This window comes from Curtobacterium sp. VKM Ac-1376 (genome assembly GCF_015351025.1).
In the GTDB taxonomy this organism is placed as follows: Bacteria; Actinomycetota; Actinomycetes; order Actinomycetales; family Microbacteriaceae; genus Curtobacterium.
This window is the reverse complement of sequence record NZ_JADKRV010000010.1, coordinates 107,793-131,010: the sequence shown is the minus strand read 5'-3', so window position 1 is coordinate 131,010 and position 23,218 is coordinate 107,793. Positions and strand designations below refer to the sequence as shown.

At 70.7% G+C, this 23,218-nt stretch carries 26 protein-coding genes; 16 read left to right on the top strand and 10 right to left on the bottom strand.

Annotation, left to right across the window (positions count from 1 at the left end; translation table 11 throughout):
* Positions 1 to 208: 208 nt before the first annotated feature.
* The 7 genes from ITJ56_RS12870 (at position 209) to ITJ56_RS12840 (ending at position 7,878) form a co-directional block, all read left to right on the top strand.
* Entirely contained in the window at positions 209 to 925 is a 717-nt protein-coding gene (locus ITJ56_RS12870; protein ID WP_194631004.1) for a GntR family transcriptional regulator, read from the top strand.
* Positions 926 to 1,018: 93 nt separating this feature from the next.
* Positions 1,019 to 2,041 carry a sugar phosphate isomerase/epimerase family protein gene (locus tag ITJ56_RS12865; RefSeq protein WP_194631003.1) on the top strand — a complete coding sequence of 341 codons (1,023 nt, stop codon included), beginning with the start codon at positions 1,019 to 1,021 and terminating at the stop codon, positions 2,039 to 2,041.
* Positions 2,038 to 2,991, top strand: a complete 954-nt coding sequence (locus ITJ56_RS12860) for a 3-hydroxyacyl-CoA dehydrogenase family protein (RefSeq protein ID WP_194631002.1) — start codon at positions 2,038 to 2,040, stop codon at positions 2,989 to 2,991. The genes ITJ56_RS12865 and ITJ56_RS12860 overlap by 4 nt, the downstream gene beginning before the upstream one ends.
* A gap of 11 nt (positions 2,992 to 3,002) precedes the next feature.
* A complete protein-coding gene (locus ITJ56_RS12855; protein WP_194631001.1) occupies positions 3,003 to 3,788 on the top strand; it encodes an SDR family NAD(P)-dependent oxidoreductase in 786 nt (261 codons plus the stop codon).
* Between the two features lie 120 nt (positions 3,789 to 3,908).
* Complete coding sequence (locus ITJ56_RS12850; RefSeq protein ID WP_194631000.1) at positions 3,909 to 5,300, top strand: MFS transporter; 1,392 nt, start codon at positions 3,909 to 3,911, stop codon at positions 5,298 to 5,300.
* Positions 5,297 to 7,018 (top strand): dihydroxyacetone kinase family protein, encoded by a 1,722-nt coding sequence (locus ITJ56_RS12845; protein WP_194630999.1) that lies wholly within the window; start codon positions 5,297 to 5,299, stop codon positions 7,016 to 7,018. The genes ITJ56_RS12850 and ITJ56_RS12845 overlap by 4 nt, the downstream gene beginning before the upstream one ends.
* Entirely contained in the window at positions 7,015 to 7,878 is an 864-nt protein-coding gene (locus tag ITJ56_RS12840; RefSeq protein WP_323749805.1) for a triose-phosphate isomerase family protein, read from the top strand. The genes ITJ56_RS12845 and ITJ56_RS12840 overlap by 4 nt, the downstream gene beginning before the upstream one ends.
* Here ITJ56_RS12840 and ITJ56_RS12835 read toward each other — a convergent pair.
* Together ITJ56_RS12835 and ITJ56_RS18985 are read right to left on the bottom strand one after the other, a co-directional pair.
* On the bottom strand, positions 7,807 to 8,478 hold the full coding sequence (locus ITJ56_RS12835) for a response regulator (protein WP_194630998.1): 672 nt from the start codon (positions 8,476 to 8,478) through the stop codon (positions 7,807 to 7,809). The genes ITJ56_RS12840 and ITJ56_RS12835 overlap by 72 nt on opposite strands.
* Positions 8,475 to 9,686, bottom strand: a complete 1,212-nt coding sequence (locus tag ITJ56_RS18985) for a sensor histidine kinase (RefSeq protein ID WP_194630997.1) — start codon at positions 9,684 to 9,686, stop codon at positions 8,475 to 8,477. Before ITJ56_RS18985 ends, ITJ56_RS12835 begins: the two co-directional genes overlap by 4 nt.
* A gap of 353 nt (positions 9,687 to 10,039) precedes the next feature.
* Here ITJ56_RS18985 and ITJ56_RS12825 point away from each other — a divergent pair, with 353 nt between their 5' ends.
* Positions 10,040 to 10,921 (top strand): manganese catalase family protein, encoded by an 882-nt coding sequence (locus ITJ56_RS12825; protein WP_194630996.1) that lies wholly within the window; start codon positions 10,040 to 10,042, stop codon positions 10,919 to 10,921.
* Positions 10,922 to 11,003: 82 nt separating this feature from the next.
* Here ITJ56_RS12825 and ITJ56_RS12820 read toward each other — a convergent pair whose 3' ends face one another.
* Together ITJ56_RS12820 and ITJ56_RS12815 are read right to left on the bottom strand one after the other, a co-directional pair.
* On the bottom strand, positions 11,004 to 11,330 hold the full coding sequence (locus tag ITJ56_RS12820) for a hypothetical protein (protein ID WP_194630995.1): 327 nt from the start codon (positions 11,328 to 11,330) through the stop codon (positions 11,004 to 11,006).
* Positions 11,331 to 11,341: 11 nt separating this feature from the next.
* Positions 11,342 to 11,785 carry an Hsp20/alpha crystallin family protein gene (locus ITJ56_RS12815; protein ID WP_194630994.1) on the bottom strand — a complete coding sequence of 148 codons (444 nt, stop codon included), beginning with the start codon at positions 11,783 to 11,785 and terminating at the stop codon, positions 11,342 to 11,344.
* A gap of 226 nt (positions 11,786 to 12,011) precedes the next feature.
* Here ITJ56_RS12815 and ITJ56_RS12810 point away from each other — a divergent pair, with 226 nt between their 5' ends.
* The 3 genes from ITJ56_RS12810 (at position 12,012) to ITJ56_RS12800 (ending at position 13,528) form a co-directional block, all read left to right on the top strand.
* The gene (locus tag ITJ56_RS12810) at positions 12,012 to 12,194 is read left to right on the top strand and encodes a hypothetical protein (RefSeq protein WP_194630993.1); all 183 of its coding nucleotides are present in this window, start codon (positions 12,012 to 12,014) and stop codon (positions 12,192 to 12,194) included.
* A 58-nt stretch (positions 12,195 to 12,252) separates the two neighbouring features.
* Positions 12,253 to 12,789, top strand: coding sequence for a MarR family winged helix-turn-helix transcriptional regulator (locus tag ITJ56_RS12805; RefSeq protein WP_194630992.1), 537 nt, complete (start codon positions 12,253 to 12,255; stop codon positions 12,787 to 12,789).
* A gap of 121 nt (positions 12,790 to 12,910) precedes the next feature.
* Positions 12,911 to 13,528 (top strand): TetR/AcrR family transcriptional regulator, encoded by a 618-nt coding sequence (locus ITJ56_RS12800; RefSeq protein WP_194630991.1) that lies wholly within the window; start codon positions 12,911 to 12,913, stop codon positions 13,526 to 13,528.
* Positions 13,529 to 13,549: 21 nt separating this feature from the next.
* Here ITJ56_RS12800 and ctaD read toward each other — a convergent pair whose 3' ends face one another.
* Positions 13,550 to 15,265: a cytochrome c oxidase subunit I gene (gene ctaD / locus ITJ56_RS12795; RefSeq protein WP_323749806.1), complete on the bottom strand. Its 1,716-nt coding sequence runs from the start codon at positions 15,263 to 15,265 to the stop codon at positions 13,550 to 13,552.
* Positions 15,266 to 15,445: 180 nt separating this feature from the next.
* Between ctaD and ITJ56_RS12790 the strand changes: the two genes are divergently transcribed.
* Complete coding sequence (locus ITJ56_RS12790; RefSeq protein WP_194630989.1) at positions 15,446 to 15,724, top strand: hypothetical protein; 279 nt, start codon at positions 15,446 to 15,448, stop codon at positions 15,722 to 15,724.
* On the opposite strand, the gene ITJ56_RS12785 is transcribed toward ITJ56_RS12790, so the two are convergent.
* The 4 genes from ITJ56_RS12785 to ITJ56_RS12770 all read right to left on the bottom strand — a co-directional run bounded on the left by ITJ56_RS12785 (position 15,705) and on the right by ITJ56_RS12770 (position 19,805).
* Positions 15,705 to 16,913, bottom strand: a complete 1,209-nt coding sequence (locus ITJ56_RS12785; protein ID WP_194630988.1) for a carboxylate-amine ligase — start codon at positions 16,911 to 16,913, stop codon at positions 15,705 to 15,707. The two genes, ITJ56_RS12790 and ITJ56_RS12785, sit on opposite strands and share 20 nt — an antisense overlap.
* Before the next feature lie 206 nt (positions 16,914 to 17,119).
* Positions 17,120 to 18,235 carry a Gfo/Idh/MocA family protein gene (locus tag ITJ56_RS12780; protein WP_194630987.1) on the bottom strand — a complete coding sequence of 372 codons (1,116 nt, stop codon included), beginning with the start codon at positions 18,233 to 18,235 and terminating at the stop codon, positions 17,120 to 17,122.
* Positions 18,232 to 19,032, bottom strand: coding sequence for a sugar phosphate isomerase/epimerase family protein (locus tag ITJ56_RS12775; protein ID WP_194630986.1), 801 nt, complete (start codon positions 19,030 to 19,032; stop codon positions 18,232 to 18,234). Before ITJ56_RS12775 ends, ITJ56_RS12780 begins: the two co-directional genes overlap by 4 nt.
* A gap of 257 nt (positions 19,033 to 19,289) precedes the next feature.
* The gene (locus ITJ56_RS12770; RefSeq protein WP_194630985.1) at positions 19,290 to 19,805 is read right to left on the bottom strand and encodes a MarR family winged helix-turn-helix transcriptional regulator; all 516 of its coding nucleotides are present in this window, start codon (positions 19,803 to 19,805) and stop codon (positions 19,290 to 19,292) included.
* 147 nt (positions 19,806 to 19,952) lie between these two features.
* Here ITJ56_RS12770 and ITJ56_RS12765 point away from each other — a divergent pair, with 147 nt between their 5' ends.
* The 4 genes from ITJ56_RS12765 to ITJ56_RS12750 all read left to right on the top strand — a co-directional run bounded on the left by ITJ56_RS12765 (position 19,953) and on the right by ITJ56_RS12750 (position 22,924).
* Entirely contained in the window at positions 19,953 to 20,264 is a 312-nt protein-coding gene (locus ITJ56_RS12765; RefSeq protein WP_194630984.1) for a hypothetical protein, read from the top strand.
* A 115-nt stretch (positions 20,265 to 20,379) separates the two neighbouring features.
* Complete coding sequence (locus ITJ56_RS12760) at positions 20,380 to 21,702, top strand: carboxylesterase family protein (protein ID WP_228517757.1); 1,323 nt, start codon at positions 20,380 to 20,382, stop codon at positions 21,700 to 21,702.
* Between the two features lie 107 nt (positions 21,703 to 21,809).
* Positions 21,810 to 22,400, top strand: a complete 591-nt coding sequence (locus ITJ56_RS12755; RefSeq protein WP_194630982.1) for a TetR/AcrR family transcriptional regulator — start codon at positions 21,810 to 21,812, stop codon at positions 22,398 to 22,400.
* 83 nt (positions 22,401 to 22,483) lie between these two features.
* Positions 22,484 to 22,924, top strand: coding sequence for an NUDIX hydrolase (locus ITJ56_RS12750; protein WP_194630981.1), 441 nt, complete (start codon positions 22,484 to 22,486; stop codon positions 22,922 to 22,924).
* Between the two features lie 96 nt (positions 22,925 to 23,020).
* On the opposite strand, the gene ITJ56_RS12745 is transcribed toward ITJ56_RS12750, so the two are convergent.
* The gene (locus ITJ56_RS12745) at positions 23,021 to 23,200 is read right to left on the bottom strand and encodes a VOC family protein (protein ID WP_228517755.1); all 180 of its coding nucleotides are present in this window, start codon (positions 23,198 to 23,200) and stop codon (positions 23,021 to 23,023) included.
* Between the last annotated feature and the right edge of the window lie 18 nt (positions 23,201 to 23,218).

The following is a 23,218-nucleotide window of genomic DNA, read 5'->3' as shown; positions in this document are numbered from 1 at the left end:
CCGGACAGTCGCCGGACACGATGGTTCCTCAGTGACTTTGCGGTAATCAGCAACGCCGATTCCTCGTTCGCGCCGGCACAGCCGACGGACAGGCGCCCTCAGCGTTCACGGGCCCGCCGTCACCTTCTGTCCGGACGGAGCCTCGCTCTTCGTGCTCCCTCGGTGGCCTGGCCACCGAACGGGTTCGTGGATTCTCTAGGATCGACGCATGTCGACGACCATGCCCGGCTTCGGGACGGAGCGCATCACGCAGCTCGGCCTGCGTGACCGCGTCTACGACCGGGTGCTCGAGGTCCTGATGGGCCACGACGTCGAACCGGGCATGCGACTGTCGATCGACGGTCTGGCCCGCTCCCTCGGGGTCTCACCGACACCGGTGCGCGAAGCCCTGGTGCAGCTCGAACGCACCGGGCTCGTCACCCGTGAAGCGAACAAGGGCTACCGGGTCTCCCCGCCCCTGGCCGGCGACCAGCTCGAGGCACTGTTCGACGCGCGGCTCATCGTGGAGAGCGGGGCCGTCGAGCTGGCGGCCCGGGGCGACGTGGACGGCCTGCGCGAGCGCCTCGCGGCAGCGCTCGACGAGCAGGCGGCGGTCGCTGCCGAGGTCGCGTCGGTCGGCGCCGCGCACGCACCCGAGGAGCTGATGGCTCGCTTCTTCCGGAGCGATTGGCAGTTCCACCAGCTGATCTTCGATGCGACACGGAACCCGTTCCTCGAGGAGATGTCCGAGATCATCACGACGCGCGTGCACCGGATGCGCCAGATCGTCGAGGGTGGCGGCGACGACACGGACCGCGCCGTGCAGGAGCACCGGGCCATCCTGGAGGCGCTGGCTGCGGACCCGACGTCGGCCGTCGCCGCGATGCGGCTCCACATCGACGCCGTTCGCTTGCGGTCGCGCGCGGACGCTTCCCACACGAACTGACCCGAAGGGCTTGCGCTGGCGCGAAGTCAGAGTATCTTTCCTATAGGAAAGAGGTTCAACGCTGAACCACCACGACATGCAAGGGAGCATCCCGTGACCACTCCACAGGACTGGGTCGCCCAGGATTGGGACCCCACCACCTGGACTTCGGAGACCTGGCCGATCGCCGCCTGCCTGCACGGGTTCGCGCAGGTCACCCGCGACGGGACGGCCTTCCACGACGCCCCCGCCGAGGTGTGGGACGAGGTCTTCGCGCAGATCGAAGCCGTCGGTTTCTCGCTCGCCGAACTCGCCGACAGCCACATCCGCCCCGCTGACCTCGAGGCCTCGCGTCGGGACGAGCTGTTCGCCATCGCGAAGTCGCACGGCATCGGGATCCCCTCGGTGCACCTGCAGCGCAAGAGCGTCATCCAGCCCGGGCACGAGGAAGAGAACCTGGCCTACGCCCACCGCACCATCGACGCGGCGGCCGAGTGGGGCATGCAGGTCTTCTCGACCGGGCTGCACCAGCCGTTCGCCGATGCCCAGAAGCGGGCGCTGTGGTTCTGGACGGCGCCGGGCCCGAAGGACCCGGACGACCCCGAGGTCTGGGACGCCGCGGTCAAGCGGCTGCGGGAGCTCGGTGAGCACGCTGCCTCGGTGGGACTCCCGATGGCGCTCGAGCTGTACGAGGACACGTACCTCGGCACCGCCGACAGCGCGGTCCGACTGGTCGAGGAGATCGGCCTGGACAACGTCGGTCTCAACGCCGACGTCGCGAACCTCATCCGCCTGCACCGTCCGGTCGAGGACTGGCGGGAGCTCTTCGCGAAGACCATGCCGCACACGAACTACCTGCACGTGAAGAACTACACGCGTGACGAGGCCGGCGACGGCAGCTGGTCGACGAGTGCGCCGAGCACCATGGAGACGGGCCTCATCAACTACCGCCAGGTCCTGCGCGACGCCGTCGCCGACGGGTTCCGCGGGATCGTCATGACCGAGCAGTACGGCGGGGACAGCCTCGGCGTCTGCGCCACCAACCAGCAGTACATCCGATCCGTCCTCGCGACGACGAAGCTCGACGCGACGGCGACCCCGACTGCAGCAACCAGCACCGAAGGAGCAATCCGATGAGCACCCTCGACATCGCCGTCGTCGGGTCCGGCTACATGGGCGGCGGGATCGCCCAGGTCCTCGCCCTCGCCGGCCACACCGTCCGGATCGCCGACGTCTCGGCCGAGATCGCCCAGCAGAACCTCGAGCGACTGCTCGGCGAGACCGCGCAGTTCGTCACCGACGGGCTGTTCCCCGAGGACGCCGTCGAGCGGGTCCGCGCACACCTCAGCGCCGCCGAGTCGATCGAGGCCGCCGTCGCCGACGCCGACTTCATCGAGGAGGCCGTGCCCGAGAAGCTCGAGATCAAGCACGCGACGCTCCGCCGGATCAGCGAGGCCGCCCGCCCCGACGCCGTCATCGGCTCGAACACCTCGACGATCCTGATCGAGTCGCTGGCCGAGGCGCTCGTGGGCCCGGAGCGGTTCCTCGGCGTGCACTTCTCGAACCCGGCGCCGTTCATCCCCGGCGTCGAGCTCATCCCGCACCCCACCACCAACGAGCACGCGATCGAGGTCGGCGAGACCGTCGTCGCCGCGACCGGCAAGCAGTCGGCACGGGTGAAGGACTCGACCGGGTTCGTCCTGAACCGCCTGCAGTACGCGCTGTTCGAAGAGGCCACGAAGATCGCCGACGAGGGCATCGCGAGCCCCGACGACATCGACACCATCGTGCGGACCACGTTCGGGTTCCGCCTGCCGTTCTTCGGCCCGTTCGCGATCGCCGACATGGCCGGGCTCGACGTGTACGCGTTCTGCTTCGAGTCACTGCAGACCCGCTGGCCGGAGCGCTTCGCCACCCCGCCGTCGCTGCAGCAGCACGTCGACGCCGGTGAGCTCGGCACGAAGTCCGGCGCCGGGTACCTCGAGGTCCCCGCCGACCGCACGCCCGAGCTCGTCGCCTACCGGAACAAGGCGTACGTCGCGATGCAGCGGCTGCTCGACGAGCTCGGCCCGGCGCCGATCCACTGAGGCGGACCACCATGAGCAACCAGAACCAGACCGCGGGTCAGCACCAGAACCGCACCGTCGTCCTCACCGGAGCCGCCTCGCCCCGGGGCATCGGCCGCGCCACCGCCCACCACCTGGCGGAGGCCGGGTGGGACATCGGGATCATCGACCTCGACCAGACGGCGAGCGAGCAGGTCGCCGCCGAGATCCGCGACCAGCACGGCGTGCGGGCCGTCGGCGTCGGCGCGAACGTCGCCGACGAGTCCGCCGTCCGTGCGGCCTTCGACACGATCGAGGCCGAGCTCCAGCCGATCACCGCACTGGTGAACCTGGCCGGCGTCTCGTCCGCACACCCCTACCTGGACCTGCCCGAGGGGGAGTGGCACCGCGTGCTGTCGATCAACCTCGACGGCGTGCACTTCGCCAGCCTGCGTGCGGCGGAGTCGATGGTCCGATCCGGCTACGGGCGCATCGTGAACCTGTCGTCCGTCTCCGCCCAGCGTGGCGGTGGCACCTTCAGCAAGACCCCGTACACGGTGGCGAAGGCCGGCGTGATCGGGCTGACCCGTGGCCTGGCTCGCGAGCTCGGCCCGCGCGGCGTCACGGTCAACGCGATCGCCCCCGGGCCGATCGACACCGACATCATGGGCGGCACGCTGTCCGAGGAACGGAAGGCCGAGATGGCCGCCGACGGCGTGCTGCCGCGGATCGGCACCCCGCGCGACATCGCCGCGGCGATCGCGTACCTGATCAGTGAAGACGCCGGCTTCGTCACCGGCCAGACGCTCAACGTCGACGGCGGCCTGTACATGCACTAGGGCCAGCCGCCCACGGAACGCGCGCCGACCGGGCGACGCGATCCGTGCCTCCCGTCCGGACGACCGAACCGACCGCCGGACACCAGAACGACCGCACCGTGCTCGCAAAGGAGCGAACCCGTGTCACTACCCCCTGCCCCCGCGCTCGGGTCGACCAACGACCCCGGCCTGCAGTCCGCCATCGGCAAGGCGACGAAGCACCTCATGCCGATGCTCGTCATCCTGTACTTCGTCGCGTTCCTCGACCGCACCAACGTCGGCTTCGCGGAAGAGGCGCTGCGCGTCGACCGCGGCATCTCGGACGCCGCCTTCGCCCTCGGCGCCGGCATCTTCTTCATCGGCTACGCGATCTTCGAGATCCCGTCGAACCTGCTGCTCAAGCGGCTCGGTGCGCGCTTCTGGCTCGCCCGCATCGCGGTCACGTGGGGCATCGTCGCCGCGCTGTTCGCCTTCACGACGAACGACACCATGTTCATCATCCTGCGGTTCATCCTCGGTGTGACCGAGGCGGGGCTGTTCCCGGGCGTGATCATGTACCTGTCCGAGTGGTTCCCGAACAAGGTGCGCGTGCGCATGTTCGCGATCTTCTACCTGGCGCAGCCGTTCTCACAGATGATCGGCGCACCGTTGTCCGGCGGGCTGATCAGCGTCGGCGACCAGGTCACGCCGTTCCACGGCTGGCAGGTCATGTTCGCCGGCGAGGGCATCCTCGCCGTGCTGGCGGGAATCGCGGCCCTGGTGTTCCTGACGAACAGTCCGCAGCAGGCGAAGTGGCTCGAGCCGGGCGAGAAGGCGTCGCTGACGGCGGCCATGGAACGCGAGGACACGGCCCGCAGCGAGGACGGCCCGAAGGGCATCTGGCGCGCGATGGCGAGCGGCCGCGTCTGGTACTTCACGATCATCTACTTCTGCCTGCAGGTCGCCGTGTACGGCACGACCTTCTACCTGCCGCAGCAGGTGTCCTCGCTGCTCGGGCAGGACGTCGGCTGGCAGGTGGGGCTCGTGTCCGCGATCCCGTGGCTCGTCGGGCTGGTGGCCTGCTACCTCATCGGTTCGCGGGCGGACTCCGTGGGACGCCGCCGCCGCTGGGGGACCCTGTTCTACATCACGACCGGCCTGTCGATCCTCGGTTCGGCGTGGGCCGGTGCGAACGGACAGCCGGTGCTCGGCATCCTGTTCATCACGCTGGCCGTCGCGAGCTTCCTGGCCGTCGGTCCGATCACGTGGGCCTACCCGACGGCGTTCCTGACGGGTGCAGCAGCAGCCGCGGGCATCGGCCTGATCAACTCGCTCGGCAACCTCGGCGGCTTCGTCGCCCCGATCATGCGCACCGCGATCAACGAGCTGGTGCCGACCGACAGTGGCGCGTTCGGCATCGTCTCGCTCGGGGTCCTGGCGTTCGTCGCCGCGGTGATGATCTTCTGCACGAAGTTCTTCCGCGGAGCCAAGGCCGACGAACTGCTCGACACCTCGCACGTCCGCACCACCGACCCGAAGGGCAGCAAGCGATGACCAGACTGTTCAACGACCCGGCGGACTTCGCCGACGAGGCGACCGACGGCTTCGTCGCCGCGAACGAGCGGTGGGTGCGGAGGGTGCACGGCGGGGTCGCCCGCTCCACCACGAGCCCCGACGGCACGGTCGCGGTCGTGATCGGCGGCGGCTCCGGCCACTACCCGGCGTTCGGCGGACTGGTCGGCCACGGGCTGGCGGCGGGTGCCGCGATGGGCAACCTGTTCGCCAGCCCCAGCGCCCAGCAGGTCACCGGGGTCGCCAAGGCCGCGGAGCACGGCGGCGGCGTGCTGCTCAGCTACGGCAACTACGCCGGCGACGTCCTGAACTTCGACGCCGCGGCCCGCGCGCTCGAGTCCGACGGAATCCCGGTGCGGACGGTCCGCGTCACCGACGACGTCACGAGCGCCCCCGCGGACGAAGCACACAAGCGCCGCGGCATCGCAGGGGACCTCTGCGTCTTCAAGATCGCCGGCGCCGCCGCCGAGCGCGGGGACGACCTCGACGCGGTCACGGCCGTCGCCGATCGGGCGAACGACCGGACGCGCAGCTTCGGCGTCGCGTTCTCCGGGTGCTCGCTGCCGGGTGCCGAGGAACCGCTCTTCACGGTGCCCGAGGGCCGGATGGCGATCGGCATGGGGATCCACGGCGAACGCGGGATCGACGAGACGGACGTCCCGACGGCCGACGGGCTGGCCGAGCTGCTGGTGTCCCGTCTGCTCGACGAGCTGCCCGACGGCATGGTGCTCGAGGGCACGGTGCTGGAGGGCCAGCGGGTGGTCCCGATCCTGAACGGCCTGGGGTCGGTCAAGTACGAGGAGCTCTTCGTCGTCTACCGCTCGGTGCAGCAGCGCCTGACGGATGCCGGCCTGGTCCTGGTGGAGCCCGAGGTCGGCGAGCTCGTGACGAGCTTCGACATGGCCGGGGTCTCCCTGACGCTCCTCTGGCTCGACGACGAGCTCGAGGAGCTCTGGGCCGCGCCCGCCGACACCCCCGCCTACCGGAAGGGTGGTGCGGTCGCCGAGGAACGCGTCGGCCCCTCCGTCGTCGCCGCGGACGCCGAAGCCGTGGGCATCGGCCCGGCGAGTGATGACTCACGCGCGGTCGCCGAGCGGGTCGCCGCCGCGTTCGCCGCGGTGCGCGCCGCCCTCGACGAGCACGCCGACGAGCTCGGCCGGATCGACGCCGTCGCCGGTGACGGCGACCACGGCATCGGGATGCAGCGGGGGTCGCACGCCGCCCAGACTGCTGCGGCGAAGGCCGTAACCGGCGGCGCCGGTGTCGGTACCGTCCTGCGGGTCGCCGCGGATGCGTGGTCCGACAAGGCCGGGGGAACCTCCGGCGCGATCTGGGGGGCCGCCCTGGAGGCACTGGGTCGCGTCATCGGGGACGACGCGCGTCCGTCGGGCGCCACCGTCGCGCAGGGGGTCCGCGCGGCCACCGAGGCCGTCCTCGCGTTCGGCGCCACCGTCGGCGACAAGACGATGGTGGACGCCCTGGTGCCGTTCGACCAGGAGCTCCGCGCCCGGCTCGACGCCGGTGCGTCGCTCACCGACGCCTGGGGCGACGCCGTCCGTGCCGCCCGTGCAGCCGCCGACGCCACGGAGTCCCTCGTGCCGAAGATGGGTCGGGCGCGGACGCACGCCGACCAGGCGGTCGGCACCGCGGACCCGGGCGCACTGTCCTTCGCGCTCATCGTGGAGACGGTCGCGCCGTGATCACCATCGGGGTGTCGCTGAAGATGTACTTCTCGCACGCCCGGACGCTCGAGTGGGCGGCCGAGGTCGCGGACATCGCCCGGCGACACCCCGCGGTCCGCTCGGACGCCGCGTCGCTGTTCGTGGCGCCCACGTTCCCGGCCCTCGTACCGGTGGGGGAGCTGCTCGCCGACTCCGGCGTCCAGCTCGCCGCGCAGGACCTGGCGTGGGCCGACGAGGGCGCCTTCACCGGTGAGGTCTCCGGCGCCGAACTGCGAGAGATCGGTGTCGACCTGGTCGAGATCGGCCACGCCGAACGCCGCTCCCTGTTCCACGAGGACGACGCGACGATCGCGGGCAAGGTGCACGCGGCCTTCCGCAACCACCTGCGGCCGCTGGTCTGCGTCGGGGAGTCGGACCGGTCCTCCAGTCCGGGTGGGACGGAGGCGGTGGCGGCGGTGACGGCGCAGCTCGACCGGGCCGTCTCGACCGCCGTCGCGGACGGTCTCGCCCGGCCCCTGACCGTCGCCTACGAGCCGGTGTGGGCCATCGGTGCACCGCAGCCCGCTCCGGACGACCACATCGTGGCGGTGCTCGACGGGATCGAGCAGCACCTCGCCACCAGGCCCGAACTGCGCGGCAGCACCGTCCTCTACGGGGGCAGCGCCGGACCCGGCCTGCTCACCCGCGGGCGGGGGCGGATCGGCGGGCTGTTCCTCGGACGGTTCGCCCACGACCCCGCCGCGGTCCGGGCGATCCTCGACGAGGTCGCGGCGCTCGAGCTCGGCAGCCTTGCACAGGCACACCTCTCAAGCGCCGCGGGTGCCCGCCAGCCCGTGGTCGTGCGCGTAGACGACGAGCTGCACCCGGTCTCGCAGTGACAACTTGCCGAGGATGCTCGAGATCTGGGTCTTCACCGTCGACTCGGTGACGTACTCCTTCGTCGCGATCTCGGCGTTCGACAGCCCTCGGGAGGCCCAGCCGAACACGACCCGTTCCCGCTCGGTCAGGCTCGCGAACTCCGGCGGCTGCGGTGCCGGTGCCCGGGCGACGTCCGTGCCGAACAGCTGCGCGAGGTCGTTCGGCGCGATGACCGAGCTGCCCTCGTGCACCGCCCGCACCGCCGCGAACAGGAACGGCGGTGTGGTGTCCTTGAGCAGGAACCCGCTCGCGCCGAGCCGGATCGCGGTCGCCGCAGCGGGGTCGAGCCCGAACGTGGTGAGGACGACGACGCGGGGCAGCGGCCCTTCGACGGTCCCCGAGTAGAGCTGCCGGACGGTCTCGACGCCGTCCATCCCCGCCATCCGCATGTCGAGCAGCACCACGTCGGGGCGGACCTCGGGGATGCGTGCGAGGGCCTCGGCGCCGTCGGAGGCCTCGCCGACCACCAGCATGTCGTCCTGGGCGTCGAGCACGACCCGCAGCCCGGCGCGGAACAGCGCCTGGTCGTCGGTGAGCAGGATCCTGATCGGTTCGGTCATCGGACGGGTCCCCCTTGGACGTCGAACGGGATGCGGGCGCGTGCGGTGAACACGTCGTCCAGCACGGCGGCGTCGAACGACCCGCCGAGTGCGCCGAGGCGGGACTCCATGCCGTCGATCCCACGGCCCGACCCGGCGGTGGTGCCGTCGCCGACCACGTTCTCGACCTCGAGCACGAGGTCGCCGCTCCGCCAGGTCTCGCGCACGCCGACCGGATTGCCGGGGGCGCCGTGGCGGAGGGCGTTCGTGAGCATCTCCTGCAGCACGCGGCGTGCGGCCGTGCCGGTGTCCGGGCGCAGTGCCAGCGGGACCCCGCGCACCGTGCGGTCGACGTCGACCCCGGCGTCGCGGATGCCCTGCACGATCTCCTCGAGGGAACCCGGACCGGTTGCGGCGGCGGAACCGTCGACGTGTCCGAGGACCTGCCGGACCTCGACCAGGGAGCTCCGGGCGGTGCTCGCGATCGTGGCGCTGACGGCGCGGATGCGGGCCTCGTCGTCGAGGAACGGCACCGAGTCGGCCTGCGCGATGATCACGGCGAGCGAGTGGCCGACGACGTCGTGCACGTCGCGGGCGATGTCGGCGCGGATCCGCTCGGACTCGGCGACGTCGATGGCGCGGGTGGCGGTCGCCTCGGCCTCGGTGGCCACGGCCTCGGCCCGGGACGCGGCGGCCTCGGCATCGGCGCGGCGTTCGGACTCACGGTCGCGGGAGCGGAAGGCGCGGACGGCGACCCCGCCCGCCCACACCCCGAGCAGTGCCGTGACGGGCGCGGCCATCGCGAGGAACGCCTGGTCGCGCGGGCCGTTGATGAGCACGAGGAACCGGAAGCCGGTCGACGCCAGGTAGACCGTTGCACCTGCGCCGGCCACGACCGCGAGCACCCCGGAGACGGCGACCTCGGTCCGGCTGCCCACGACAGCAGCGGTGCCGATGACGACGAACATCGCGAGGTCGACCAGGGAGGGTCGCTCACCGCCGCCGACCTGGACGACACCGAGGACGACGACCATGGCCATCGCTGCGGACGGTGCGATCCGCCGCAGGGCGATCGCCGCAGCCGCCGACAGGACCGCGGCGAGGCTCGCGTGCTCGAGCTCGAGGTCGATGGGCAGCAGGAAGACGAACGCCGCCAGGACCGCCCAGGCCACGTCGATGATGATCGACCGGGTGGCGAGCGGCCGGAGGAACCTGCCCCGTTCGGTCACGGAGCGATCCTCCCATGCCGCAGCAGCGTCACGCGGGCGGCGTCATGGCCATGAGCGCGATGACGGTGGCGATCACGATCGCCGCGCAGAGCAGCAGCGTGGCGATCGTGTGCTTCGTGGAGGTCTGCATGGTCCCAGCCTGCGGAACCGGACGGTCGACGGCATCGGGCGGTGGGCGGAAGCGTCTCGTCCTGCCGGGTGAAGGCCGGGTCCGCTCACGGCGGTCGGCTTGCCCGCGTGATCCGGCCACTCCGGATGGCCGCCCAGCAGACCCGGCGGAGCATCGGCCCTGCAAGCGCTCGGTCGATGAGTACCCGCGTCGCCGAGCACCCGCTGAGACGAAGGAGCACGATTTGTACTTCCACAAGCAGGAACTCCAGTTCAAGGCCACGCCCGACAAGCCCGATGCGATCTACGCCCGCAAGCTGCAGGAGGTGCTCGGCGGCCAGTACGGAGAGATCTCCGTCGCGCTGCAGTACCAGTTCCAGGCGTGGAACATGCACATCCCCGGCAAGTACCGCGACATGGTGTTCGGCATCGGTGCGGAGGAGATGGGCCACGTCGAGATGCTCGCGACGATGATCGCGCAGCTGCTCGAGAAGTCCCCGCTCGGCATCACCGAGGACGCGCTGCAGGACGACCCCACGGTCGCCGCGGTCGTCGGTGGCACCGACGTCCAGCACGCCATCGTCGCCGGCGCGGGTGCCCGCCCGGTGGACAGCAACGGCAACCCCTGGCAGGGCTCGTACATCACCGCCAGCGGCAACCTGCTCGCCGACTTCACGGCGAACGAGAACGCCGAGATGCAGGGCCGTGTGCAGGCCGCGCGGCTCTACCACATGACCGACGACCATGGTGTCCGGGACCTGCTGTCGTTCCTCATCGCCCGCGACACGATGCACCAGAACATGTGGGCGACGGCTGCGGCCGAGCTGCGCGAGAAGGGCGTCGAGGGCTTCCCGGTGCCGAGCAACTTCCCGCAGTCGAAGGAGAACCAGGAGGTCAACTACCAGTACCTCAACTTCTCCGACGGTGCCGAGGCGAAGAACGGCCCGTGGGCGAGTGGCCCGTCGTTCGACGGCAAGGGCGAGTACTCGTACCACGACGGCCCCACCACCTCGGCCGCGTACCCCCCGCCCACGCACCCCGACGTCCGGCTCTACGGCACGACCGAGATCCCGAACGTCGTCGAGAAGACGGCCGGTCTGGTGCAGGACAAGCTCAACAAGGAGTAGTCCCGACGGTCGCCCCGGCGACCGACGGAACGACGGGAGGCCCGGCGCACGACGTGCGCCGGGCCTCCGTGTCGTCAGGGGGTCACCGCAGGGACGGGGTGGACCCGCCCACGGTCATCAACGCCCCCGTCTCGGGTTCTTCGTGGCGGGGCGCCTCGAAGATCCCGGAGTACGCGCGGACCGCGCTCCACCCCGCGATCAGCAGGGCGGTACCCAGGACCGCTGCGATCCAGGGGACCAGGAGTGACTGCTCCCAGACCCGCGGGGCGGCGACCCAGGCGAGGAAGGTGCCGGTCAGGCTGCCGGTGGCTCCGAGGAGCACGGCGGTACGCCGGTCCAGGCTCGTCAGCGCGAGCGCCGCGGTGACGGCGAGGACCGCGACCACCGCGTTCAACAGGACGGACGTCATCGGTCAACTCCTCACTCGGCGGCGGTGCCGGAACCGACCGCGAGCTGCTCGGACCCACCGCCGACGGTGACGGCGATCTTGCGCGGCTTCGCGGACTCCTTGACCGGGATCGTGACGCTCAGCACACCGTTGTCGTACCCGGCGGTGATGCGCTCCGCGTCGAGCCCCTCGCCCAGGGTCAACTGCCGGACGAACGTGCCGGGCTGGCGCTCGCGCGTGATCCACTGCGAGCCCTCCGGCGCCCCGAGGGTGCGCTCGGCGCGGATCGTCAGGACCGAGCCGTCCACGTCGATGTCGACCGAGCCCGGGTCGATGCCGGGCAGGTCGACGTCGAGGACGTAGTGGTCCCCGGTGCGGTACAGGTCCATCGGCATCGAGCGCGGGCCGCCAGCGGTGCCGAGGAGCGAACCCGCGAGTCGGTCGAGCTCGCGGAACGGGTCGAAGTTCATCGTCATCGAAATCAACTCCTTCGTGGTTCTCGTTGAGTCCCCTCGACTCAACTGCCACTGTTTTAGCACTCGACCCTTGTGAGTGCCAAAAGAACGCTCAGAAGACGCCGGGAACCCTTCGGCGCGCAAAACGTACACATCCCAAATGGTTCGTTGCTCTGATCGTTCACGGTGTGAAATAGTTCAGACGTCCGCAGGGGACACACGGCAAGCAAGAAGGGCGGGACACGACATGCACAGCACGTACTCCGGGATGCCTCGGGTTGCACGGACGGGCGGCAGCCACACGCGCGTCGGCCTCACCGACCCGGCGATCATCGACGCCTACGTCGAGCGCCGTATCCAGGACCCCTCGCTGCTCGCTCGTCGGGCCGAACCGTCCTACTCGGACTTCTTCACCACCCCCGCCGCGTAGCGCCCGCAGGCCGCACAGCGCCGCAGGGCAAGCCGCAGAGCAAGGAGCGCATGACCCCATGCCGTTGACCGTCGTCCGCCGAGAGCACGTCCACCTCTACGCCCGCGAGCCCGGCTCGCCGGCCGCGAAGACCGCGGTCGAAGCCCTGCTGCGGCTGCAGCACACCGAGGACCAGCAGATCGAGTCCGCCCGCATCGAGAGCGGCCTGTCGAAGAACGAGTTCCTGACCGTCCGGTACATGCTCCAGGCGCACCGCGACGGGCGGACGATGGGCCCGAAGGACCTCGCCGTCATGCTCGCGGTCTCCAATGCCTCGGTCACGAAGATCGTCGACGGCCTCGTGCAGAAGGGGCTGCTGTCCCGCACGGCACACCCCACCGACCGCCGAGCACAGGTGCTCGCCACCACGGACCAGGCCGCCGAGAAGATCGACGCCTCGTACGCGCAGTTCCACGCCGCGGTCGTCGATGTCCTCGAGCGCCTCTCCGACACGGACAACGCCGTCCTGGCGGACTCACTCAACAAGATCGTCGACGCGCTCGCCGGGGGTGCGCCTGCGCCCGTCGACGAGTACACGGTCGACGATCACGACTGACGCGAGCGCGCGCGGCGGACGCGAGTCGACGGGTGCGACGCGACCGCACGGCGGACGGGAGGCCCGTGGCGAGTCCGCCACGGGCCTCCCGAGAAAAACCTTCCAGCGGTAAGTTGGGTGCATGACGCACCCCGCCGACGATGACGACGCGGCCCAGCCGCGTCGCGGCGGGTACCGCAAGGGCGCCGAGCGGCGGACGCAGATCCTCGACGAGATGATCCGCATGGTGGCGGAGCAGGGCGTCGACGCGTCGTCGCTGCGCTCGGTGGCCGAAGCCCTCGGGATCACCCACGCGGCGCTCCGGCACTACTTCCCGAGTCGTGACGAACTGCTGCTCGCCGTGTACCGCGAGCACGAGGTCCGTGAGCAGGGGGCGCCCGACCGGATGAAGTCAGCGATCGGGGACATGCGGGAGAGCGCGTCCCGCAACCGTGCGGTGCCCGGGCTCGTGCAGCTCTACACGACCCTGGGGGCGGACGCCGTGCAGGAGGGCCACCCGGCCACCCGCGAGTTCATGCGCGAGCGCTTCGCCCGGCTGCGCACCGAATTGTCCGTGCTCATCGAGGCCGACCAGGCGAGCGGTCGCATCCGCGCCGACCTCGACCCCGTCGACCTGGCGAGCCTGAGCATCGCCGCGTCGGACGGCCTCCAGGTCCAGTGGCTGCTGGACCCGGAGGCCGTCGACGGCGAGCGGGTGCTGCGGTTGCTCGAGCGCCTGGTGCCCGGCGACGGGCGCTGACGTCGGTGCTCGTGCCGGTTCTCAGAACTTCTGGTCGGTCTGCTTCGGGTTGCGGATCTTGCCCGTCGCCTGGTCGTGGGTCGCCGCATCGGGGGCGTCCATCGCCGGGCCGACGCCGACCGGGACGCCGGCCTCCGGGTGGTTCAGGTCGAACGCCGGCGACTCCGAGCGGATGCGCGGTACGGACGTGAAGTTGTGCCGCGGCGGCGGGCAGCTCGTCGCCCACTCGAGCGAGCGACCGTAGCCCCAGGGGTCGTTGACGAGCACCTTCTGACCCTTCCGCATCGTCTGCACGACGTTGAGGAAGAACGGGATCATCGAGGCGGCCGTCAGGAACGCGCCCACCGTCGAGACCTCGTGCAGCCAGGTGAAGTTGTCCTCCTCCAGGTAACTGGCGTACCGGCGGGGCATCCCGATCACCCCGAGCCAGTGCTGGATGAGGAACGTCATGTGGAACCCGATGAAGAGCATCCAGAAGTGGATCTTCCCGAGCCGTTCGCCGAGCATCTTGCCGGTGAACTTCGGCCACCAGAAGTAGAAGCCGGAGAACATCGCGAAGACGACGGTGCCGAAGACCACGTAGTGGAAGTGCGCCACCACGAAGTACGAGTCGTGGACGTGGAAGTCGAGCGGCGGAGAGGCCAGGATGACGCCGGTGAGCCCGCCGAACGTGAAGGTCACCAGGAACCCGATCGCCCACAGGATCGGCGTCTCGAACGTCACCGAACCGCGCCACATCGTGCCGACCCAGTTGAAGATCTTCACGCCCGTCGGCACCGCGATGAGCATCGTGAGCAGGGCGAACCACGGCAGCAGGACACCACCCGTCGCGAACATGTGGTGCGCCCAGACGGTGATCGACAGGGCCGCGATGGAGATGGTCGCGTAGACGAGGGTCTTGTAGCCGAAGATCGGCTTCCGGCTGAACGCGGGGAAGACCTCGGAGACGATGCCGAAGAAGGGCAGGGCGATCACGTAGACCTCCGGGTGCCCGAAGAACCAGAACAGGTGCTGCCACAGCAGCGGACCGCCGTTGGCCGGGTTGAAGATCTGCGCGTCGAAGACCCGGTCGAGCAGCAGACCGAACAGCGCCACCGCCAGGACGGGGAACGCCATCAGCACGAGGATCGACGTGATGAGCACGTTCCACGTGAAGATCGGCATCCGGAACATGGTCATGCCCGGCGCGCGCATCGTCACCACGGTGGTGATGAAGTTCACGGAGCCGAGGATGGTGCTGAACCCGGTCATGCTCAGGCCGGCGACCCAGAGGTGCCCGCCGACGCCCGGCTCGAAGGTCGTGTCGGACAACGGCGCGTAGGCCGTCCACCCGAACGCGGCCGCCCCGCCCGGTGTCAGGAACCCGCCCATCGCCACCAGGCTCCCGACCGCGTAGAGCCAGTACGAGAACGCGTTCAGCCGGGGGAACGCGACGTCCGGCGCCCCGAGCTGCAGGGGCATGATCGCGTTGGCGAAGCCGGCGAACAACGGCGTCGCGAACAGCAGCAGCATGACCGTGCCGTGCATGGTCAGCAGTTGGTTGTACTCCTCGCGCGTCTCGAGCACATCGAGCCCGGGCGTGAACAGCTCGGTCCGCATCACCACGGCCATGATCCCGGCGAGGCAGAAGTACCCGAACGACGTCACCAGGTACAGGTTGCCGATCGTCTTGTGGTCGGTCGAGGTGTGCCAGTGCACGAAGCGGGCGCCCAGGCGGACCGGGTGCTTCGGCCCGATCTCGGACGGCTCCTCGCCGAGGACGGGTGGGTTCCTGAGGTCGGTCACGAGCTGCTCCCATCGGTTCGTTCGGAAAGCGCGACGCTGATCGAGCCGTCATCTCCGGTCAGGTTGATTCTGTCCATCGGGTGCGCAGAGTGTCCCAAGGAATGAGCCGGAGGCAGCGAGATGTGGATACGCGTGGTGTTGCCCCGAGAGGTGCAGGCGAGGAAACTCCCCGGGGTGCTCCGGCGGGCCTGGATCGCCGGCTTCTCGACCCGCGTCCTGCCGGTCCGGCCCGCCGGGTGCGATGACCCGGCGTGGATCCCTGTCGAGTTCCTGCTCGACGTCGAATCGTCGAACACCGGCTGGGCCGAGGCGTTCGAGATCGAGTTCACGAGCGCGATGACGCCCCGCTGCCGACGGTTCGTCCGGGGCCGCGGGTGCCGCCTGGAGCCCATCAGCGCTCCGTTCCGGTGACGCCGTGACCAGCGGACCCGGTGCCGACCGGGGCCGCGCCGGCACCCCACTCCGACGCGGTGCCCGGACGCTGCCCGGGGGCGACCCGGCCCGTCCGGGCGCGCATGTTCGTCATCGCCGCGGCCAACGCGACCTGGCCGAGGTCAGCCGTCGCCGCGTAGGCCGCACGCTGCCGTGCCGCCCCGGTGCCGCGGGCGAAGAGGTCGGCCAGACCCCGTTCCACGAGCTGGTCGTCACCGTTCGCCGTCAGTGCCGGCAGCACGTGGGCGAGCAGGAGGGTGACGACCTCACGGGCGGGGGCGGCGTGGCCGGTCAGCGGGTCCACCAGCTCGCCCTCGAGGCCCTCGAGTGCGGCGCGCCAGTTCGCCAGGCGGACGGTGCACGCGGGGGTGTCGCGCTCCAGTGAACCCGAGCGCCACTCCTCGGCCGCGGTGTCGACGAGGGCGCGGACGATCCCGGCGATCGTCACGGTCACGCCCGGGTCGAGCGGGACGTCCGCTACCCGCACCTCGACGGTGGGGTGGCTCCGCGACAACCGTGCGTCGAGGTAGAGCATGCCCTCGTCGAGCAGGGCTCCGGTGCGGAGCATGCTCTCGGTGACGGTGCGGTACCGCTCCTCGGAGCCGAACCGCTCCATCGGTCCGGCGGACGGCCACTGGTTCCAGGCAATCGAGCGGAAACTGGCATGACCGGTGTCATTCCCTGCGTGGAAGGGTGAGTTGGCGCTCAGGGCGATGAGGATCGGCGTCCACGTCCGGATGCGGTCGAGCACGGCGACGCCCTCGGCGGGGGAGTCGATCGACACGTGGACGTGCAGGCCGCACGTCAGGCTGTGCCGCGGGATGGTGCCGTACCGCTGCATCATCCGGCGGTACCGCGCGCCGTCGCTGACGTGCGGGGTCACCGTCGTGGGCGAGGCGGCGAGCGGTGCGGCGTGCGCGCCGAAGCCGTTCGCGACCTGTTCGACGAGGGCCCGGTTGTCGAGCACCTGCCCGCCCAGCGCCGCCAGGGAACTGTGCGGTCGGGTGATCACCTCGATCATCTCGCGCTGCATCTCACCGACGACGCCACCCCGATCGGGCACCCGTGTCGCCATCGCGCCGGCCAGCACACCGTCGGCCACCGGCACGGGTACACCCGTCGACCGGTCGATGAGGAGCAGTTCCTCTTCCACACCCATGGTTCTCATCACCCGAGTGAAGGAGGGTGCGACTTCGGGCCGTTCCAGATGGCCGACGAGCGCGGAAGTCCTGGCCGAACCGCGCAGATCGGGCCGCGGAGCGCAGAGCCGCGCCCGTGCCGCCGCGCCCCGCCCCCCACTTGGTGAGCAGAAATGGTCGGGTACCCGTACGGGACCCGACCATTTCTGCTCAGCGGATGGTGCTCGCGGCGCTCCTAGGCGTTCGCGCCAGCGGTCAGCACGGCCGCCGCGGGGTCGAAGTCCTCGGGCAGCGGCGGGATCGCGTCCACGGTCGACGTGATGTCGACGGCGGAACCCGACTCGGCCGCGTCACGGATGCCGAGCAGGACGTCGAGCACGTGCATCGCGACGGCGCCGGAGGCGCGCTCGGGGCGGTCCTCGGCGATGGCGCGGGCGAGCTCGACGACGCCGGTGCCACGGCCCCAGGTGGAGCCGACCGCCTCGAGCGTCTCCGGCTCGTCCTGCCCGTAGCGCCAGAGCTGCGACGAGCCCTCGAACGTGTTCGGGTCCGGCAGCGAGATCGTGCCGAGCGTGCCGTTGATCTCGACGAAGCCCATGCGCGGGAGGGCGTGCTGGAACGAGAACGTCGACTGGGCCGACTGCCCACCGGCGAACTCGATGAGCGCCGCGTGGTGGGTCGGGACCTCGACCGGGAACGTCTCGCCGGCGCGGGGGCCGGACGCGATCGTGCGCCGGTCGAGCGACTTCGACGAGACGGCCTGCACGCGCGAGGCCGTGCCGAAGGCGTGCACCAGGGTCGTCACGTAGTACGGGCCCATGTCGAACAGGGGACCGGCACCGGTGGCGAACAGGAAGTCCGGGTTCGGGTGCCACGCCTCGGGTCCGGGAACGTGGAACAGCGTCGTCGCGGAGAGCGGCTCACCGATGTCACCGCGGGCGATGGCACGGAGCGCCGTCTGGATGCCCGCGCCGAGCACGGTGTCCGGAGCGGTCGCGACCCGCAGTCCCTTGGCCTTCGCCGACTCGAGCACCGCGGCGGCCGAGGCGTGGTCGGTCGCGATCGGCTTCTCGCTCCAGACGTGCTTGCCGGCGTCGATGATCTGCTGGTCGACCTCGGCGTGGGCCGCCGGGATCGTCAGGTTGATCACGATGGAGACGTCGTCGCGGGCGAGGAGTTCCTCGACCGTGCCCGACGCGGCCACGCCGTACGAAGCAGCCTGCTCCGCTGCCCGATCGAGCAGCACGTCGGCCACGAAGCGGACCTCGACGTCGGCGAACTTCGTCAGGTTCTCGAGGTACTGCGTGGAGATGTTGCCGGCACCGATGATGCCGATCCCGACACGGCTCACTTGTCGTTGTCCCGCAGCCAGGTGAGGGACTCGGTGATGCCCTCGAAGACGTCGCCCTTGTACGCGTCGAACTCGACGACGCGGATCGCCTGTGGTGCGGCGGCGAGGATCGCGGCGACGTCGACGTCGCCCTGACCGGCCGGGGTCTGGTTCTCGAAGGCGCGCTGCAGTGCCTCGGGCACGATGAGAGCACTCTCGGACGACGGCAGCGCGGTGCGGATGTCACCGTCGACCTTGCCGTCCTTCACGTGGATCGCGACGACCCGGTCGCCGAGGCCCTTGAGGACGGCGGGGGCATCGGCGCCACCGACGGTCGCCCAGAAGGTGTCGACCTCGAGCACGGTCTCGGGCGACAGCTGCGACACGAACAGGTCGTAGACGGTGCGGCCGTCGACCTTGTTCGTGAACTCCCACTGGTGGTTGTGGTAGCCGAACTGCAGGCCACGGCCGGCGGCCTCGGCGGTCAGCTCGTTGACGCGCTCGGCGATCTTCGCGACGTCATCGGCGGTCTGCCAGCGGTCCGTCGGGATGAAGGGGTCGATGACGGTGTGGATGCCGAGACGCTCCGCGGCGTCCCAGATCGGCGCGGTGTCCTCGGCGTCGATCACGGCGACGTGGCCGGACGGAGCCTTCAGGCCGGTGGCCGCGAACGCACGCTCGAGGTCGGCGGCGCGCTCGACGAACGCGTAGGGCTCGACGTTCTCGTACCCGATCTCGGCGACACGGGCGATGGCTTTGTCGAGGTCTTCGGCGACGGCGTCGCGCAGTGAGTACAGCTGCACAGAAGTGGTGGGCATTGCAGAGGCTCCTTCGATCCTGGCTGGGTGTCGCGGCCCGTCGAGGAGCGATGCTCCGCGGCGAGATCGATGACGACGCTACCCCAAAAACCACCCGGTGTGTAGTTTTGCTGCCCCTTGTGACGGGCTCCGGATCCCGCCCCGAGCACCCAGACCGTCAGCTCGCCCGACGTCACCAAACTGACGCTCGCGTGGCTGCTCGCCCAGCTCGCCGCCAACGTGCGACAGCACCCGTCACCCGCCGACCCGTCCGGGTCTCAAGCGGGCTCGGGCGCGGGGAACTCCTGCCGGAGTGCCTCGGCGAGACGGGAGGCGAACCGCTGCACCGCGGTCGCCTCGTCGTCGCTGAGCGCGTCGATGGTCTCGATGAGCGGGGCGCGGATGTGTCCGTAGGCGCGGACGAGGTCCTGCTCAGCGCCGGCGGTGGCGGTGACGATGATCCCGCGGCGGTCCGTCGGGTTCGGGCGTCGTTCCGCCCGCCCGTCGCGCACGAGCCGGTCGATGAGCTTCGTGGCGCCGGCGGTGGAGAGCCGCAGCGCCCGCGCGAGCTGCGTCGGGTGCATCGCCCGTCCGTCGCGGTGCGCGAGGACGAGGTGCCGGAGCGCCAGGGCGTCGATGGGCAACATCCCCATTGCGCGCAGTGCCTGCTCGTCAGCATCGTGGATGCTGTCGCTCAGTGCCTGCAGGCTCGCGATGGCAGCCGCACCCTCGGCGGTACGGGGCTGCTGGGCGAAGAGGTCGGACTCGCTGTGAGCGTGGTTCTCGGTGCCCATCGTGTCCCGTCCCGTCGTTTGGTGGATAGATGCCATGTTCCGCCATGAAGCTGGGAACGCAAACTGGGTAAGTAATCAGCCGGGTGAGACAAGTGTCGTCGTCATGGCGCCACCGATGTGCGGTGGCGGAGATCAGAAGGAGTGACCATGTCGAACACTGCAGGGCGTCCCGCACGGAACGACTCCGTCGTCCGTGCCACCTGGAACGAGACCAAGTCCGCGCTCAAGACCACCGAGTTCTACGCCTGGCTGGTCGTGTCGATCGCGATCCTCGTCGCCTCGGCGGTCGTCGACAACGCCGACGAGGGCCACACCGGCTTCGGTGCTGACCAGGCTTGGCTGTACGTCGCGATCGTGACGGCTGCCTACATCGTCAGCCGTGGCATCGCCAAGGCCGGCGTGCGCAAGCCCGACTGGAACGACGACGACCGACGCGACGTCAACGGGCGCTCGAACTGACCCCCGAGCACCACGTGCACCCGGCTCCCTGAGCCGGAACCAGGGCCGTCCCGATCACATCGGGGCGGCCTTCGGCATGTCCGCTCGTCGTGTCCGCACCGATAGCGTGAACCACATGCTCGACGCCACCCCAGCCCCCTTCGACACCCCGGTCGGACGCATCGTCGGAACGGTCGACGGTGCTGTGGTGCGCGTGCTCGGGATCCCGTACGCGCGGGCCGAGCGCTTCGCGCCGCCGGAGCCGATGCCGCCCTTCGAGGCCGAACTGCACGCGTCGACCCCCTCGCCGGTGGCACCGCAGCCGCACGCGCAGTTCGTCGACCAGCTGCTCAACCCCGTCGAGGGGATCGAGATCGACGAGCACTGCCAGCGCCTGTCGATCACCCTGCCCGCCGACCTCCGGCCGGACGAGCGCCTGCCCGTGATGGTGTGGATCCACGGCGGCTCCTACGTCATCGGCGGCGGAGACCTGCCGATCTACGACGCCCGCGACCTGGTGACCGAGCAGCGCGTCGTCGTGGTCTCGGTCACGTTCCGGCTCGGGATCCTCGGGTTCCTCGGTGACGGCCGGACGATCCCCGCGAACCTCGGGTTGCTCGACCTGGTCGAGTCGCTGCGCTGGGTCCGCGGGAACATCGCGGCATTCGGCGGCGACCCCGACCTGGTGACGGTCTTCGGCCAGTCCGCCGGTGGGGACGCTGCCGCGCACCTCATGATCAGCGCCGGTGCCGAGGGACTGTTCCGCCGCGCGATCATCCAGAGCGCACCGCTCGGGCTGTCCCGCCGTCGAGCCCGGATGAACCGCGCCATGATCCGAGCGGTCGGCGCCGTCCACCCCGACACCCCGCTCGACGACCTGCTCGACCGGCAGGCGCTCGGCACCCGCGCCGCCGCTCCCTACGGGCTGGCCGGCGGCATGCCGTTCGGCACCCAGTACGGGTTCCCGCCGCTCCCCGCGGAGCGCGACCTCGACGCAGCCTGGAGTCGGGTCGCCCCCGACATCGACGTGCTCATCGGGTCGGGCACCGACGAAGCCGGCATGTACGTGCCGCTCGTACCCGGGCTCCGACGAACAGCACGGTCGCGGGTGCTCCGATCCGCGCTCCGCTGGTGGCTCGTGCGGCCCCTCTCCGACGTCATCTACGGGCGCGACGTGCGACGCTTCACCGAGCGGCACCGACGAGCCGGCGGCCGGGCCACGTCCTACCGTCTGGTCCGCGGCGTGACGACTGCACCGACCGGGGCCGTGCACATGAGTGATCTGCCGCTGTTGCTCGGCGGGCGCGAGGCCTGGGCCGGCACCCGCTTCGTGCCGGAGCGCGACTGGCCCGAGGTCGAGCGGCGCGGCCGGGCCTTCCGGGCGATCTGGGCGGAGTTCGCGCGCACCGGTGGAGTCAGGGCTCCCGACGACGAGACCCTGACGTTCGACCGCGGCTGACCGCGGCTGACCGCGGCGGACCCGGGGGTGCCGGCGGACAGGGTGCGCGCCGGACCCCCTGAACTGGCGGTCGCGGGGTTTCCACCCGCCCCTCCACAATCGTCAGCATGCCCACGACCGACGCCGACCTCCGCGCACGCATCGTGGCCGGTGCGATCGACGCCTACCGCGCCGGGGACTTCCACCGGGTCGGCCCGGACGAGGTCGCCGCGCACGCCGAGGTCCCCGTCGCGGACGTGCACCGAGCGTTCCCGACGTGGGACTTGCTCGTCGTCGCCGTCATCGACCGGTGGAACAACGGCAGCCGTCGCTCGCTCTGGCCCGTCGCCGAACGTGATGGGGTCGTTGCCTACCTGCGTGCGCGGCTGCAGGCCGGCATCGAGGACCCCGGCCTCGTGCGACTCCGCATCGCCGTGCTCAGCGCCGCTTCCAACCCCGGCCACCCGGCAGCGGGCTGGTTCCGGACCCAGTACACCCGGGCGTTCGAGGACCTCACCTTCGGTCTGGTCCGTGACGTCGTCGCCGGTCGTGAGCCCCGCGGCGCATCGCCCCGACACGCTGCGGAGCAGCTCATGGCGCTGTACGAGGGGCTCCAGCTGCAGTCGATGGTCCGCGACGACGCCGAACCGCTCAGCGGGTTCGATCGCGCCGTCTCGCGGATGCGGGTCGGCTGGGCAGCGGCTCGCGTCGGCGCCTGACGTTCCGGTCCGCCGTCACGGCACGGCCTGGAGGCGCGGCGCGGCTTGCGTGCGTCGGAGCACGCACCTGGCATGGTCGGGCCATGGAGTACACGGACTACGACACCCGGCTCGCCGCCTACGGCGTGATCACGGATGGTGACCGCGTGCTCCTGGCGAAGCTGCGCCGCCCCGACGCGGGCACGTGGACGCTGCCGGGCGGCGGGGTCGAGTTCGACGAGACCGTCGAACAGGCCGTCGTGCGCGAGATCCGCGAGGAGACCGGGTACGAGGCCCAGGCCGGCGCCCTGCTCGGCGTCCGGCACCACATCATCCCCGCGGAGCGTCGCCTGCACACCAACGGTCGTCCGATGAAGGCCGTGCAGGTGGTGTTCCGGGCGACGATCGTCGGCGGCGAGCGGCGTGACGAACTCGACGGCTCCACCGACGAGTCCCGCTGGATCCCCGTCGCCGAACTCCCGCACCACCGCCACGGCCTGCTCGTCCCCATCGCCCTCAGTTGGGCGGGCGCGCTCCCCCGCTGACCGCGTCACCCGGCGGTCAGGACGGCGAACTGCGGCGGGACGTCGGCGGGCACCGGAGGCTGAACACGCCAGCCGAGGTCGCGGAGCGCCTGCCGTTCACTCCTCGAGGATGCTCACGACGTTGCCCGACGGATCGGTGAACCAGGCGATGAGCGGCCCACCCTTCCGGCTCACGCCCCTGTCGTCGGTCATCCCCTCATTCCGCAGGAACGTGACGCCCTTCGCGGTGAGTTCGTCGACCGCGGCGTCGATGTCCGGCACGGGGAAGTTCAGCACCGTGGACGCCTCTGCGAG